This is a genomic window from Candidatus Kinetoplastibacterium galatii TCC219 (genome assembly GCF_000340905.1).
In the GTDB taxonomy this organism is placed as follows: domain Bacteria; phylum Pseudomonadota; class Gammaproteobacteria; order Burkholderiales; family Burkholderiaceae_B; genus Kinetoplastidibacterium; species Kinetoplastidibacterium galati.
The window spans coordinates 458,615-475,115 of sequence record NC_020284.1 but is presented as its reverse complement, the minus strand read 5'-3'; the positions used below and the strand labels follow the sequence as shown (position 1 = coordinate 475,115).

At 33.0% G+C, this 16,501-nt stretch carries 15 protein-coding genes; 13 read left to right on the top strand and 2 right to left on the bottom strand.

The window, feature by feature from the left end; translation table 11 throughout:
• Positions 1-101: 101 nt before the first annotated feature.
• A complete protein-coding gene (locus tag ST1E_RS02225; protein ID WP_015389619.1) occupies positions 102-656 on the bottom strand; it encodes an OmpA family protein in 555 nt (184 codons plus the stop codon).
• 371 nt (positions 657-1,027) lie between these two features.
• On the opposite strand from ST1E_RS02225, the gene gyrA reads away from it, so the two are divergent.
• From gyrA to rplS, 13 genes are all read left to right on the top strand, one after another.
• Positions 1,028-3,592: a DNA gyrase subunit A gene (gyrA, locus tag ST1E_RS02220; RefSeq protein ID WP_015389618.1), complete on the top strand. Its 2,565-nt coding sequence runs from the start codon at positions 1,028-1,030 to the stop codon at positions 3,590-3,592.
• Positions 3,593-3,661: 69 nt separating this feature from the next.
• Positions 3,662-4,792 (top strand): 3-phosphoserine/phosphohydroxythreonine transaminase, encoded by a 1,131-nt coding sequence (gene serC, locus ST1E_RS02215; protein WP_015389617.1) that lies wholly within the window; start codon positions 3,662-3,664, stop codon positions 4,790-4,792.
• Positions 4,785-5,870, top strand: a complete 1,086-nt coding sequence (gene pheA, locus ST1E_RS02210) for a prephenate dehydratase (protein WP_015389616.1) — start codon at positions 4,785-4,787, stop codon at positions 5,868-5,870. Before serC ends, pheA begins: the two co-directional genes overlap by 8 nt.
• Positions 5,871-5,878: 8 nt before the next feature.
• Entirely contained in the window at positions 5,879-6,994 is a 1,116-nt protein-coding gene (gene hisC / locus ST1E_RS02205) for a histidinol-phosphate transaminase (protein ID WP_015389615.1), read from the top strand.
• A 2-nt stretch (positions 6,995-6,996) separates the two neighbouring features.
• Entirely contained in the window at positions 6,997-7,911 is a 915-nt protein-coding gene (locus tag ST1E_RS02200; protein ID WP_015389614.1) for a prephenate dehydrogenase, read from the top strand.
• Complete coding sequence (gene aroA / locus ST1E_RS02195) at positions 7,904-9,241, top strand: 3-phosphoshikimate 1-carboxyvinyltransferase (RefSeq protein WP_015389613.1); 1,338 nt, start codon at positions 7,904-7,906, stop codon at positions 9,239-9,241. The genes ST1E_RS02200 and aroA overlap by 8 nt, the downstream gene beginning before the upstream one ends.
• A gap of 48 nt (positions 9,242-9,289) precedes the next feature.
• Positions 9,290-9,970 (top strand): (d)CMP kinase, encoded by a 681-nt coding sequence (cmk, locus tag ST1E_RS02190; protein WP_015389612.1) that lies wholly within the window; start codon positions 9,290-9,292, stop codon positions 9,968-9,970.
• Positions 9,971-10,058: 88 nt separating this feature from the next.
• Positions 10,059-11,771 (top strand): 30S ribosomal protein S1, encoded by a 1,713-nt coding sequence (gene rpsA, locus ST1E_RS02185; protein ID WP_015389611.1) that lies wholly within the window; start codon positions 10,059-10,061, stop codon positions 11,769-11,771.
• An 18-nt stretch (positions 11,772-11,789) separates the two neighbouring features.
• Positions 11,790-12,062, top strand: a complete 273-nt coding sequence (locus ST1E_RS02180; protein WP_015389610.1) for an HU family DNA-binding protein — start codon at positions 11,790-11,792, stop codon at positions 12,060-12,062.
• Positions 12,063-12,423: 361 nt separating this feature from the next.
• Positions 12,424-13,350 (top strand): histone deacetylase family protein, encoded by a 927-nt coding sequence (locus ST1E_RS02175; protein WP_015389609.1) that lies wholly within the window; start codon positions 12,424-12,426, stop codon positions 13,348-13,350.
• A 25-nt stretch (positions 13,351-13,375) separates the two neighbouring features.
• On the top strand, positions 13,376-14,131 hold the full coding sequence (locus ST1E_RS02170) for an electron transfer flavoprotein subunit beta/FixA family protein (protein WP_015389608.1): 756 nt from the start codon (positions 13,376-13,378) through the stop codon (positions 14,129-14,131).
• Entirely contained in the window at positions 14,128-15,066 is a 939-nt protein-coding gene (locus tag ST1E_RS02165) for an electron transfer flavoprotein subunit alpha/FixB family protein (protein ID WP_015389607.1), read from the top strand. Before ST1E_RS02170 ends, ST1E_RS02165 begins: the two co-directional genes overlap by 4 nt.
• Before the next feature lie 129 nt (positions 15,067-15,195).
• Positions 15,196-15,564, top strand: coding sequence for a 50S ribosomal protein L19 (gene rplS, locus ST1E_RS02160; protein WP_015389606.1), 369 nt, complete (start codon positions 15,196-15,198; stop codon positions 15,562-15,564).
• 9 nt (positions 15,565-15,573) lie between these two features.
• On the opposite strand, the gene rsgA is transcribed toward rplS, so the two are convergent.
• A complete protein-coding gene (rsgA, locus tag ST1E_RS02155) occupies positions 15,574-16,467 on the bottom strand; it encodes a ribosome small subunit-dependent GTPase A (RefSeq protein WP_015389605.1) in 894 nt (297 codons plus the stop codon).
• Positions 16,468-16,501: the final 34 nt, after the last annotated feature.

Below are 16,501 nucleotides of genomic sequence, written 5' to 3'. Positions count from 1 at the left end.
ACAACGATAGACATTATCTTCTTTCAATGTATTAAATTCCTATTTAATAAAAATCTTAAACAGTATCTATGTAATGCAATTAGATACTGTATAGTCATAGGCTAGTTTTTGTTTTTTTCTGAGATAATCTCTATGTCTACTCTGCGATTTTTACATCTTCCTTCTGAGGTTTCGTTAGAAGCGATTGGGTTCTTTGATCCAAGCGAATAAATTTCTAATTTCTTAGAATCTACACCATTTTCTATTAAATATTTTCTTGCCTCTTTAGCTCTACGTTCAGACAAGTTTTGATTATAAGATTCCTTTCCAGTAGAATCGGAATTACCAGTTGAAGTGATTTTATTTATATGATTTTTCTTATTCTTATAGTAATCAATTGTTTCGTTGAGTACAATACGACTTTCTGGTTTAATATTTGAACTATCGAAATCAAAAAATATGCTTCTTTTGATTATAGTTTTGTCTATAGACAGTTTAAAAGAATTTTTTTGTTGATCTGTTATATTATTTTTCCAGCATAGTTCATTTGTTCCATTTTTTATTTTATTTCCAAACGGACCATACCAACAGTTGTCTATTTCTTGTGCGTAAGCACTGCCTGAGGAAGCAATGGTAGCTAGAGCAATAAATATAGCTAACTTAGATGATCTATTCATGTTTTTCCTCTTTTTACTAGTATTAGCAATAAAATCAATTGTTATTCAATAATTAACGAACAAATACAAAATTCTTGATTGAGTATAGCAATTTAAATGAATTGTTTATAGTTTTTAATATCAATTATAAAAAATTGCATAAATAATATCGCTTATGTTGTGTTAGAAAGACACATGTTAGCAAGCCAATTTTGGTAGTTTTTATTAAAAACAGATTTGCAATGAGCTTGTTACGAATGACAAGTAAACTTAGTATCTCACCTAATTATTTTACATTTCGATCGTTAGAATGTAAACTTTTACTTTATTATAGGTTGTAAACATTTTGTATATTTATTAATAGATTTGCCTTATTAGGTGTATTTTTAACTATGAATTCCTTTGCTGTAGAAATGCTTCCAGTTTCTCTGGAAGAGGAGATGCGTCGTAGTTACCTCGATTACGCTATGAGCGTTATCGTTGGGCGTGCATTACCAGATGTTCGTGATGGTCTAAAGCCTGTTCATAGACGTGTCCTTTTTGCTATGCATGAGCTTAGTAATGATTGGAATCGTCCTTATAAAAAATCTGCCCGTATTGTAGGCGATGTGATAGGTAAGTACCATCCACATGGTGATCAATCAGTATATGATGCCATTGTTAGAATGGCTCAAGATTTTTCCATGCGTTATGTTCTTGTCGATGGGCAAGGAAACTTTGGATCTGTTGACGGCGATAGTGCAGCCGCTATGAGGTACACAGAGATTCGTTTATCTAAAATATCTCATGAATTGTTGGCAGATATAGATAACGAAACAGTCAATTTTGGTCCAAATTATGATAACAGTGAGCAAGAACCCTTAATATTACCGTCCAGAATCCCCAATCTTTTAGTAAATGGTAGTTCTGGCATTGCTGTAGGAATGGCCACTAATATTCCTCCACATAATTTAAGAGAGGTTATTAATGGATGTTTGTTTTGTTTAAAAAACCCAGATTGCTCTATAGAAGAAATTATCGATTTAATACCAGCACCTGATTTTCCAACAGGAGGAATAATACATGGGCTGTCTGGTGTAATAAATGGTTATAAGACAGGCAGAGGGCGTGTTATTATAAGGGCAAAAGTTCATTTCGAAGAAAGCAAAGAGAACAAATCAAGGATAGTAGTTGATGAAATACCTTATCAAGTTAATAAGAAAAGTTTACAGGAAAGAATAGCTGAGTTAGTTAATTCAAAAAAAATAGAAGGCATTGTTGACATAAGGGATGAATCTGACAAGGATGGTATGCGCCTCGTTATTGATTTGCGTCGAGGAGAGTCCCCTGAAGTTGTCTTGAATAATTTATATAAGAATACTCAACTACAGGATTCAATTGGAATGAATTTAGTAGCCTTGGTTGATGGTCAGCCAAAATTACTGAATCTAAAACAAATTATTACTTATTTTTTACAACATCGCAGAGAAGTTGTTACCAGAAGAACTGTATTCAGGCTTAACAAAGCGAGAGCAAGGGGACATATTTTGGAGGGTCTTGCTGTAGCATTGGAAAATATAGATGAATTTATCTTAATAATTAAGTCAGCTGCTACTCCTAGTATAGCACGTCAAAATCTCATGAACCGTTCTTGGTCTTCTTCATTAGTAAATGAGATATTAGTCAGAGTAGATGTGTCTTTAAGACACATCTATAGGCCTGATGGCGTGAGTTCTATCTCAGGATTAAATAATAATGGATTATATTATCTAAGTGAATTGCAAGCTCAAGAAATTCTTAACATGAGACTGCAACGCTTAACTGGTCTTGAACAAGGCAAGATTCTAGACGAGTACAGGGAGGTTATGGACACGATTTCTGACTTATTGGATATATTAGCTAAACCAGATCGCGTTACTAAAATTATACATAATGAGTTAGAGATAGTTAGAGAAGAATTTTCTTCACTTAAAGATGACAATAGGAATTCTCAGATAGAGATTGATGTTACTGAGCTAAATACCGAGGATTTAATAACACCAGCGGACATGGTAGTTACCTTAACACATAATGGTTACTTAAAAAGCCAGCCTTTGTCAGAGTATAGATCTCAAAAAAGAGGTGGGCATGGAAAACAGGCTACCATTATTAAAGATAATGACTGGATTGATTATTTGTTTATAGCTAATACTCATGATTATCTTTTATTTTTCTCAGATCTTGGAAGAGTATATTGGATGAAAGTCTGGGAGACTCCGCAAGGCACAAGGGGATCAAGAGGTAAGCCGGTTGTAAATATGTTTCCATTGGATAGTAATGAAAAAATAACTGTAGTATTACCGGTTAAAGAATTCACAGACGATTTATATATTTTTATGGCAACAGCCAGAGGTATTGTTAAAAAGACGCCACTGTCTGATTTTTCAAATCCTAGAAGGAGTGGGATTATAGCAGTTGTTCTTGGGGAAGGAGATTATTTAATCGGAGCAGAGCTTACTGATGGAAAACATGATGTAATGTTATTTTCTGATTCTGGCAAAGCTGTACGTTTTTACGAAAATGATGTTCGATCCATGGGGCGTAATTCGCGTGGAGTGCGTGGGATGAGTATGGACTCTAAACATAGAGTAATATCTCTATTAGTAGCAAATGATGAAAATAAGAGCGTCCTTGTTGCCACAGAAAATGGATTTGGTAAGCGAACATCCATTAAAGAGTATACTCGTCACAATAGGGGAACAAAAGGAATGATCTCAATACAAACTAGCGCTCGTAATGGTAGAGTAGTTGGCGCTGTTTTGGTAAAACCTGATGATGAGATTATGCTTATAACCAATGGTGGCGTATTAGTCAGGACAAGAGTATCAGAGATTAGACAGATGGGACGTGTAACTCAAGGTGTAAAGTTAATGAACGTTGATGGTAGTCTTTTATCAGGTGTCCGTCGAGTTGTTGAGTCTGATGTAATATATGAATAATAAAACATCTGGATTTTGATTATTAATAGCGACAGTTTTTATACCCCATTCTCTTAGGGAGCTCTTCATTTGGCGCGTTTCTGGAATTTTTCTGCTGGTCCTTCAATGCTACCGTATGATGTACTAAATCAAATATCTATTGATGTATTAGACTGGAACTCTACTGGAATATCTGTAACCGATATTAATCATCGAAGTAAGTATTTTGAAATTATATATAATCAAGCAGAAAGTGATTTGCGTGCGCTATTGGGGCTTTCTTCTGATTATTGTATATTATTTATTCAAGGCGGTGGTCAGGGCGCTAATGCAGTTGTCCCGATGAACATGATTGGTATGAATGGTATTAATAGGGCTGATTTTATCATTTCAGGATATTGGTCATATAAATCATATCTTGAGGCTTGTAAATACGGCGATGTATCTATAGTTGCGGATAATGGATATACAACAAAAATTGATTGCAATGATTATGGTCCCTACACATGGTTTCCAGAAAACAAATCTATAAAAACAAGAGAAGGTTCTTCTTATTTACAATTTTGCAGCAATGAGACTATAAATGGAGTAGAGTTTGTAGACTGGGGGGATATTGCAAATTCTATAAATAAGGATGCAGTATTAGTTGTTGATGCATCTTCAAATTTCCTGACAAGAGTGCTAGATATAGATGATACAGGTGTTGTCTTCGCATGTGCTCAGAAAAATGCAGGCATATCTGGTGTTACTATTTTTATTGTTAGGAAAGATCTAATTGGCAATGCACTGAATATATGTCCTTCTATATTTGATTACATGAATTTGTTTCATGGACATTCTCGGTACAATACACCACCTGTTTTTGCTATTTATGTTTCAGGATTAGTGTTTAAATGGTTAAGAAGAAATGGTGGAGTAAAAAAAATGGAGTCTAATAATTTGGAAAAGTCACGAATGTTATATGATTTTATGGACTCAACATCTTTTTATATTAATAAAATACACCCAAGTGTACGGTCTAGAGTTAATATACCATTTCACCTAAAAAATGATCTTCTTACTAATATTTTCATAGAAAAAGCGGAGAATCGTGGATTAATGAATATAAGAGGGCATAGGAGTGTAGGTGGTTTACGTGCATCTATTTATAACGCTATGCCCATTGATGGTGTAATGGATTTAATTAATTATATGAGAGATTTTGAGTGTTATTATGGATAATGTATTGTTGTCTAGATTGGCGCCATTAAGAGATAAGATAGACTATATAGATGAGCAAATATTAGATTTGCTTAACAGAAGATCTAAAGTGGTAGTGGAAGTTGGCAAAATTAAACACTGTATGCATATTGACAGCCCTGTTTTGCGACCAGAAAGAGAATCTCAGGTAATAGACAAACTAAAAAAAATTAATAAAGGCCCTTTCCAGAATAAATCTATAGAGTCAGTATGGGTTGAGATTATGTCAGCATGCCGTAATCTTGAAAAACCAATGACTGTGTCTTATCTTGGTCCTAAAGGCTCATTCTCGGAGCAAGCTGCTTTTGAGCATTTTGGTCATACTATAGATTGTTTGCCTTGTTCATCATTTGATGATGTTGTACATGCAATTGAAATAGGTAATGCTGATGCCGGCATGATTCCTATAGAAAATTCTATAGAAGGGGCTGTGAATCGAAGTTTGGATTTATTGCTTAACACGAACTTAAAGATTATGGGGGAACGTTCTCTTATAATAAATCATTGTTTGTTAACTAAAAACGGTAACATGGATGGTGTTGAGAAAATTATGGCCCATCCTCAAGCATTGGCTCAATGTCAAATGTGGTTGAACAAGAACTACCCTGGATTAGTTAGAATAGCAGCTTCTAGTAATTCTGAAGCTGCTAGCATAGCATCAAAAGATTATAAAGTTGCTGCCATAGCTGGAGAAGTTGCATCTAGAGCATGGGGGCTATCTATAGTTCACTCTAAGATACAAGATGACTCTAATAATCGCACTCGTTTTGTATCTCTAGGTAATATTGAATCACTACCAAGTTCTAGAGACAAGACTAGTCTTATACTTTCTGTTCCTAATAGAGCATGTGCTGTTTATGAAATGATAGAGCCATTTGCTTCCAATTCTGTTTCTATGACTCGTTTTGAATCAAGACCTGCGCGCACAGGCCAATGGGAGTATTATTTTTATATCGATATATTAGGACATAAAGATGAGCCTAATGTTTTAAAGGCCTTGGAGAAACTAAAGTCTAGCGTTGCATTTTTCAAATTATTGGGATCTTATCCTGCACAGTGAGTTCGAACATGGATAGTAATAAATTATTATATGTGCCTAGTTATGTTAAGGAAATGTCTCCATATCAGGCAGGTAAACCTATAGAAGAGTTGGCTCGCGAATTTAATATAGAAGAGAAAAATATTATAAAGTTGGCTTCAAATGAGAATCCTTTAGGAGTATCAGAAAGGGTTACAAAAGCTATCGAAAAATACTCAAATAGTATTTTTCGTTATCCCGATGCAAATGGCTTTAATTTGAAGATTGTTTTATCAGACAAATATAATGTTCCAGTTGAATGTATTGCCCTAGGTAACGGATCTAATGATATATTAGAAATGATAGCCATGACATTTTTAGATAGAGAATCATCTGCTGTTTATTCAGAATATTCTTTTGCTGTTTATAAATTAGCTACGCAAGCTAGGGGAGCTAGGCATATTGTTGTTCAGTCAGTTAATTACGGTAACAATCTAGAATCTATGTTTAATTCTATAGAATCTGATACAAGATTAATTTTCATTGCTAACCCTAATAATCCTACAGGAACTTTTGTTAAAAAAGAAGAAATTATAAATTTTTTGAATAATGTCTGGGTAAGATATGGTAAAAGTGTTTTAGTAGTTTTAGATGAAGCATATAGCGAATATCTTGATGATGATCTTTGCTTTGATAGTTTTAATCTAACAAAACAATATCCAAATTTAATTGTATGTCGTACTTTTTCTAAAGCATATGGTCTTGCAGGACTACGGGTTGGTTTTTCTGTAGCTGATAAAGACATTACTAATTTTCTAAATAGAATTAGACAGCCATTCAATGTTAATTTATTAGCTCAGATTGCTGCTATTGCCTCGTTAGAGGATAGAGAGTTTCTAGAAAGAAGTCGATTGTTGAATAAGCTTGAAAAGAAAAAAATATATAATGCATTTGAAAACTTGGGTCTTGAGTATATTCCAAGTTATGGAAATTTTGTTCTTGTTCGTGTAGGTGATGCCAAATCTATTAATCACAGTTTGTTGAAACTTGGAGTGATTGTTCGCCCAGTAGATTCCTATAATTTATCAGAATGGCTACGTGTAACAATTGGGCTACCTGCAGAAAATGATTTTTTTATTAAAGCTTTAAGCGAGATTATTAAATAGTGATGAGCAAGTCTATTAATTATAAAGAATCACCATGTTATGCAAATTGTTTTTCCACCATAACTATAGTTGGTGTAGGACTTATAGGCGGTTCTTTTGCGCTAGCTGCTAGAAAATCTGGTTTTGCCAAGAATATTATAGGGGTTGGTCGTAATAAAGATTCATTAATGAGAGCTTGTGATTTAGGAATAATTGATGATTTCATGCCTATAGATAAAGCTACTGTCAAATCCGATTTAATTTTATTATCTACCCCAGTAGGTTTTTTATCTGATTTGTTGAAATCAATCAAGCCTTTTTTAGGAGCTGATACTATCATAACCGATGTTGGTAGCACCAAATTAGAAGTAATAAACATAGCTATTTCTATTCTAGATAAACAGATCAATCAATTCATACCAGGTCATCCTATTGCAGGCTTGGAAAAAAGTGGTCCAGATGCTGCTATAGATAATTTATTTAAAGATCAGAATGTAATTCTTACTCCTTTAGATAGCAATTCTGATAAAGATATTAATCTAATTTCTCACGCTTGGGAGTTATGTGGATCTAATGTTATCCTCATGAATGCCAAAACTCATGATCATTTGTTGTCATCTGTTAGCCATATACCTCATTTTTTATCTGCAATGTATATGTACCAAGTAGCTAGTTCAGAAGATTCTGAGTTGCGTTTAAGATTAGCTGGTAGTGGTTTCAGAGATTTTACACGCATTTCTGCTGGCTCTGTCGAAATGTGGTTAGATATTTTCTTCTCTAACAAACAATTTATTATAGAAGAGTTATCTGGGATTCGTGAAGTTATAAACCATGCTGAGAAAGCCATTGATTGTAATGATAGAAATTCTTTAAGAGTTATATTAGAAAGAGCAGCAGAAGCTCGTCGTAGTTGGACTAAGGATAATTTTCATGAGTGAGACTTTGCAACCTTATTTATATTTGAATAGATCTTATGGGGCTAGAGGTAATGTGATCTTACCTGGCTCAAAAAGCATTTCAAATCGTGTATTATTAATATCTGCACTATCAGATAGTTATGTTACAGAGATTAAAGGTTTATTAGATTCTGATGATACAAAGGTAATGATAGATGCTTTAATAGATTTAGGTATTAAAATATCTTATAGAACTGAAGACTGTATAGAAATTATTGGCAGAAATTATTTCAATGATAAGTGTGATAATTTGTTTTTAGGTAATGCGGGTACTGCTTTTCGCCCCATGGTTGCTGTATTAGCATTTATGAGTGGAAATTATATTATTTCTGGTATACCTAGAATGCATGAACGACCTATCGCCGATTTAGTGGATTCACTTAGATCTTTAGGTTGCAATATAGATTATATTGGAAATGAAGGATACCCTCCTTTAATGATAAAGCCATTTACCCATAATGGTTCAAAACATGTATTTATTAATGGTTCTGTTTCTAGTCAATTTCTAACTGCTTTATTATTAGCTTCTCCTGTTATAGTTAAGAAAATCAATAGTTCATTAACCATAGATATAGCAGGTAAATTGATTTCCAAGCCCTATATAGATATAACCTTAAATCTTATGCGTAGATTTGGGGTTGATGTAAAAAGTGATTCGTCTAATAGGTTTGTTATAGACCAATTATCTAGTTATAAAAGTCCTGGCAAAGTTATTGTAGAAGGAGATGCTTCGTCTGCATCATATTTTCTTGCCCTTGGAGCTATAGGTGGAGGTCCTGTTCGTGTTAATGGAATTGGGAATAATAGTATACAGGGGGATGTAGCTTTTTCTCAAGTGTTAACAGAGATGGGAGCTAATATTAGATTTCATGATAGTTATATTGAATCATCAGGCATTCTTGTTTCTTCTGGTAAAAAGTTAAAGTCATTTGATATAGACTTTAATATGATACCAGATGCTGCTATGACCGCGGCAGTTTTAGCTCTGTACGCTGATGGCAAATGTTTCTTGAGAAACATAGGTAGCTGGAGGGTAAAAGAGACCGATCGTATTCATGCTATGCATACAGAACTAAGTAAATTTGGTGTTAAAGTAGATTCTGGTGAAGACTGGATTTCTATAGATCCTATAGAAATATCTAAATGGCCTGAAGAAATTAGTATTGATACATGGGATGATCATCGTATGGCTATGTGTTTTTCATTAGCGACCTTTGGTAATACGAATGTCAAAATTATGAATCCTTCTTGTGTTAACAAGACATTTCCTAATTACTTTAATATTTATAATGAAATTATATATGCGCAATGATAAATTCTATCTGTTCGTTATATAAAATAAACATTTTGGTGAGTTAAGTTGATTGTTGAATTACCACCCATAATTACTATAGATGGTCCAACTGCTTCTGGAAAAGGAACTATTGCAAGAATAATAAGTAATAAATTAGGATGGTTATTACTTGATAGCGGTTCTATATATAGAGCTTTGGCTTTTGCAATTATAAACAGCGATATATCAGTTAGTGATTTTGATAGTATTGAAACACTAGCAAGCAATCTAGAAATATCTATTAATGATGGAAATGTATATCTTGGCGGTTTCGATATTAGTGAAAAGATTCGTACTGAAGAGATTAGTAGAGTATCTTCTGTTATAGCTAGTGATTATAATGTTAGAAAAATCTTGCTAGACAAGCAAAGAAGTCTTTTATCCTACCCTGGTCTAGTGGCAGATGGTCGTGATATGGGAACAATTGTCTTTCCATATGCCGCTTTAAAAATTTTTTTAACAGCAGATATATCTATAAGAGCACAAAGAAGATATAACCAGTTGATTAACAAAGGTAATGTTGTTAATATCACTAGTATAATGGATAATATACGCGAGAGAGATGAGCGTGATGCTGATCGCTTGTATTCACCCCTCATACCAGCTTCGGATGCGCATATTTTGGATAATTCCGTCTTGGATATTGAACAAACATTAAGTATTATATTAGATTTATATAAATATAAATTTGGCCCTAGTTATAATTAACAATTTAGATTTTTTATTATTAGGTATTTTAAACCACCGTTTTAATCGGTTTTTACTTTGGCCATATGGCCATATGGATTAACAACCCATGTCATCATTTTCCTCAACCACATTTGGCAGAGAAAGTTTCGCTGATTTATTTGCAGAAAGTCTTAAAAAACAAGACATGAAATCAGGTGAAGTTATCAGTGCTGAAGTTGTGCGTATTGATCATAATTTTATTATTGTAAATGCAGGTCTCAAATCAGAGGCTCTTATCCCTATAGAAGAATTTCTAGATGATAAGGGAGAGCTGGAAGTAAGTCAGGGAGATTTTGTTTCTGTAGCCATTGACTCTTTAGAGAATGGTTATGGTGATACCGTCTTATCACGTGATCGTGCAAAACGTTTATCTGCTTGGTTAAAATTAGAACAAGCTTTAGAGAGTGGAGAGTTGATCACTGGATCTATTACAGGTAAGGTCAAGGGAGGCCTAACTGTTATGACTAACGGGATTCGTGCTTTCTTGCCTGGTTCTTTAGTTGATTTACGTCCTGTTAAGGATACTACTCCATATGAAGGTAAAACTATGGAGTTTAAGGTTATAAAACTTGATAGAAAGAGGAATAATGTAGTTTTATCTCGCCGTCAAGTTCTAGAAGCCAGTATGGGAGAAGAGCGTCAAAAACTCTTAGAAAATTTATATGAAGGAGCAGTAGTTAAGGGTGTTGTTAAAAATATTACTGACTACGGTGCTTTCATAGACCTGGGAGGAATAGATGGTCTATTACACATTACTGATATGGCTTGGCGCCGTGTAAGACACCCTTCTGAAGTTTTGCAAGTTTGTCAAGAAATAGAAGCCAAGGTATTAAAATTTGATCAAGAGAAAAATCGTGTCTCTCTTGGAGTCAAACAATTAGGTGAGGATCCGTGGGTAGATCTAGCTCGTCGTTATCCTCAAGGAACTCATTTGTTTGGAAAAATTACTAATCTAACTGATTACGGTGCATTTGTAGAGGTTGAGTCCGGAATAGAAGGATTAGTTCATGTTTCAGAAATGGATTGGACTAACAAAAACGTTGATCCGCGTAAAGTAGTGACCCTAGGTGAAGAAGTGGAAGTTATGGTGTTGGAGATAGATGAAGATAGACGCCGTATATCTCTTGGGATGAAGCAATGTCGTCCTAACCCTTGGGAAGAGTTTGCAGTAAACTTCAAAAAAGGCGATAAAGTCAAAGGGGCTATTAAATCCATAACAGATTTTGGTGTTTTTGTTGGTCTACCTGGTGGAATTGACGGTTTAGTACATCTATCAGATCTATCATGGGTAGATAATGGCGAAGAAACAGTCAGGAATCTTAAGAAAGGAGATGAGATAGAAGCAGTTGTTCTTGGTATAGATACAGCCAAAGAACGCATATCCCTAGGAGTTAAACAACTTGAGGGCGATCCTTTCCAAAATTTCGTATCATCTCATGATAAAGGATCAACTGTACATGGTACAGTAAAATCAGTAGAGTCTAAAGGAGCCGTTATAAATCTTTCTTTAGATGTTGATGGTTATCTACGTTCTTCTGAAATTTCTTCTGGGCGTGTTGAAGATGCAACTTCAATGTTAAAGGTCGGTGATACTATAGAGGCTATTATTGTTAATGTGGATAGGAAGACTCGTTCTATACAATTGTCAGTTAAAGCTAGGGATACTATTGATACTGCTGATGTGATTCAGAGAATGTCAGATGCTAGCGCATCTTCAGGTACTACTAACCTTGGGGCATTGCTAAAAGAAAAATTAGATCAACAACGTAATGACGCTTGATTATTTAAAAAAAAAGATTTGGTAAATGCTTTATATAGCAGATTAGACCATATATCTGTTAATGATTTGGAACGAGCAGTGAAAGTAATGCTTGAGGTATTTGAAGATTGTTTTGCTTCAGGAAAACGTATTGAGATACGTGGATTCGGAAGTTTCTTCATATCAAGAAGATGCTCTAGAACTGCTCGTAATCCAAGATCTGGAGATATGGTTCTCGTTTCTGATAGATTAGTACCGTGTTTTAGACCAAGCAAGCTTTTAAGGGAAAAACTAAGTATATCTAAAAAATAAATCTGTAATAACATTTATAGTATTACTTATATTTTATAACACACAGTCTTCATATAGGTTAGGGGTCTGTGTGTTTTTATTTATTATAATTAACTAAATTTCTGTAATAATAAATTATCTATATTTATGTATACATTATCTATTTTATTAAAATAATATGGACGTTTTTTGTATATATTACATATTGGATCATGTTTCGATGAATTTCGCACCATGTAGATATATTTATCGGAAAATATATGAAAATATATGTGATATCTTTATAAGATGAATTTGTCTTGTTGCTGGAAATGTATCATATGTCTAATACTAACTAAGGTTTTATAGTAATATCTTATAAATTTAATAGAAATATATACTTATGGATACGATGTATATCACTCATCCTGCTAGTCACTTACATGAAATGGGCGCTTTACATCCTGATAGCCCGAAGAGAATTGATGCGATTTCTGATCAATTAATTATGAGTGGTCTTATGCCATATATAGATAATTGTCATAGCTCTTTAAGAGCCTCGGATGAAGATATTCTTAGGGTTCACACTATGGATTATCTAAATTATTTACGTAATCATATACCTAAAAAAGGCAGCTATCACACCATAGATATGGATACTATTATGAATTCATATACTTTGGATGCTGCTTTTTATGCAGCTGGTGCTGGTTTATTAGCAATAGACTCGGTATTTAATAAACAAGTTAATAATGCATTTTGTGCAACTAGACCTCCTGGACATCATGCTTGCAGCAATAGAGCTATGGGTTCTTGCTTTTTTAATAACATTGCTATAGCGGCAAAATATGCTATTAGTAGGTATAACCTGAAAAGATTAGTTATTGTAGATTTTGACGTACATCATGGTAATGGAACAGAAGAGATATTTGCTAATGATTCATCTGTATTAATGTGTAGCTTTTTTCAGCATCCATTTTATCCTGATACAGAGCTAATTTGTAGTCAAAATATGTGTAATATTCCTGTTAAAGCTTACGCTGATGGTTCATTTATAAGGAATATAGTAACTAGCAGATGGGTTCCATCTATAAAGTTGTATAGACCAGAGTTGATATTGATATCTGCTGGTTTCGATGCTCATATAGAAGACGATATGGGACAGCTAAACCTTAATGAATCTGATTATAAATGGATTACCGATGTATTAGTAGATATGGCTGAAAAATACTCTTCTAGTAGAATAGTAAGTTTTTTAGAGGGAGGATACGATTTTTCATCCTTAGGTCGTAGTGCTGTTATGCACATGCGTTCTTTAGCTAGACTATAGCTGGTCATTTGTATAAGGTATATTGATGAAAGTATTAGTAGCTGTTAAATCTGTAATTGATCATAATACTAAAGTAGAAATTAACAATGATTGTTCAAAAATTAATTTAGAAAATTCTAAACTGTCTATAAATCCTTTTGATGAGGTTGCTCTAGAAGAAGCGATAAATCTTAAAGAAAAAGGATTTGTTAATGAAATTGTGGCCTTATCTTGCGGGAATATTAATAGTAAAGATGTTTTAAAGACTGCTCTGGCTATGGGTGCAGATAGAGGTATCCTAATAGAATCTGAATTTAACTTACAACCACTATCTGTAGCAAAAGCAATAAAGCATATTGTTGATAAAGAACTCCCTAAAATAGTTATTTTAGGAAAACTAGCCATCGATGATGACTCATGTCAGACAGGTCAAATATTAAGTAGCTTATTAAGCTGGCCTCAAGTTAATTTTGTGAGCAATATTAAAATTTGTGTTGACGATTTAATCGCTAGGAGAGAATTAGACAATGGTACTGATGTAATTAGCGTGAAGTTACCAGCTGTTGTGATTGCTGATCTTAATTTAAATAAACCAAGGTATATTACATTACAGAATCTATTAAAATCCAAGAGTAAACGAATAGAAACAATCAATTTAAAAGATATTTGTACTGATTATTTACCTCGTATAGAATTATTGAAAATTGAAGAATCAAAACATGAGAGAAAGAAAATATTTGAAAAAGATGTTCTTGCTTTATCAGAGATTATTAGATCAGAAATTGGGGTATTAGAGAAATGATACTTGTTATTCCAGACCATAATAATAAATTTTTTGATATTTCAACCTATAATCTTTTAACTGCTGCTTCTAAGTTTAATTTAGATATACATGTTTTAATTATTGGGAATCATATTAAAGATTTAGCTGTTCAGATAAGTAAACTAAAAAATGTTTCTAAAGTATTTATTGCTGAGTCACCTAATCTTGTTGATATGTTGCCAGAAAATCATTCTTATCATATTTTAAAAATAGCAAATAATTACACTCATATAATATTTAATGACTCCTTTTATGGAAAATCTATTGCCCCTAAAATTGCTGCTAAGCTAGATGTTGCCCCCATATCTAATGTAATAAAAATTATATCTGATAATATATTTGTTCGTACTATGTACTCTGGTAGCATTATTGCTAATGTTAGATGTTTAGATCCTATAAAAATTTTAACTTTACGAAGTTGCTCTTTTAGTAATGAATATATCAAAGACAACATGAATAATTGTGCTGATATAGAAAATATTACTATTTCTGATAACTTAGGATTATCAAAATTATTGAAAGAAGAAAGAATAGTTAGTACTGATATTGATATAACAGAAGCTAGTGTTATAGTTTCTGGTGGCCGTGGCTTAGGAAGTAAAGAAAATTTTAATAACTTGTTGGTGCCTCTAGCAAAAAAATTGGGGGCTGCAATTGGCGCTACCCGCGTTGCCGTTGATGAAGGTTATGCTCCTAATAGCTGTCAAATTGGCCAGACAGGGAAGATAGTATCACCAAGATTATATTTAGCAATAGGTATCTCTGGATCTATGCAACATTTAGCTGGTATTAAAGATTCAAAGACAATAGTAGCGATTAATAACGATATTAATGCTCCTATATTTAATGTTTCAGATTACTGTTTGTGTGGTGATTTGTTTGATATAGTTCCAAAGTTATTGAATTATTTATAAGCTTGATTTTATATTACATATCCTAGTACAATTAGGGACCTAATTTTTTAACATCATCCTCTTTTGTATTAATAAATAAAATTTTTAATTATAAAGTATAATACATTAAAAGATGGACCAGGAGTTTGTATGAATTTAATTGCTATATTAGAGCAAGAAGAAATAGATAGACTTAGTCATAATAAGAATATTCCAGTTTTTTCACCAGGAGATACTGTTACAGTTAGTGTAAATGTAATAGAGGGTACAAGGAAGAGAATTCAGGCTTATGAGGGTGTAGTAATAGCTAAACGTAATAAGGGGCTTAATTCTTCATTTATTGTAAGAAAAATTTCTTCCGGAGAAGCAGTAGAAAGAACATTTCAACTTTATTCTCCGCAGATAGAAAAAATAGAAGTTAAAAGACTTGGTAGCGTGCGAAGGGCTAAGCTATATTACTTACGCTCTCGTTCGGGCAGGTCTGCTAGAATAAAAGAAAAGCTAATATCAAGGAAATAATTTGATATATTAATTATGGGTAAGTATATACTTACCCATAATTTTTTTGTATAAACAATATATCCTTTCATCTATCATGCCGCTAATTTTGGATTCTATAATACCACATCCAGGTTCGTGACAATGAGTACAGTTATAGAATCTGCATTTATTGGTAAAATTATGAAATTCTGAAAATGGTTTTATTACATCATCAAAATTTAGATGATGTAGGCCAAAATCTTTGAATCCTGGAGAATCTATGATATAGCTATTCTCAATTGGTAGATTATATAGCTTAGTGTAACTCGTAGTATGTTTGCCAGTATTTAAAAATTTCGAATATTCTCTGGTTGTTGCATGTGCTTCTGGTATAAATAGATTTATTAATGTCGATTTTCCCATACCACTTGGGCCAACTACTAATGTAACTTTGCCATTTAGGATATCAATAATAGATCTTTCTCCTGATTCTGGATATTTTGCGCTTATTTCTAGTAAAGGTATTCCTAAAATTTCTGCAAAATAAAGCTTTTCTCTGGCAATTTTTATAGATTCCTTTAAATCTTTTTTATTAAGAACAATAGTAATTTTTGTATTACATCTCACCGCTTCAATAATAACTTTGAATATTAATTCAATACAAAAATCAGGCTCAGCTGCCACTATTAGCATAACATGATCTATGTTTGCAGCTATTTTTCTTGATTTTGTTGCATCTGATCTTAGAAATAGATTGTTTCTTTGGATAATTTCAGTGATAACATAATAACTATTAGATTTGTAATCTATTTTGACAAAATCTCCAACAACAGCTTCATTTTTTTTCCCCTTAGGGAAACATCTGACAACAGATTCATTATAACTAATTATATAATTCTGCTTGTATAAGCCTACAACTCTTCCGATGATATTTTTTTTCATTTGAAATTGCTAATTTTATAGTTGTGTGAAATAG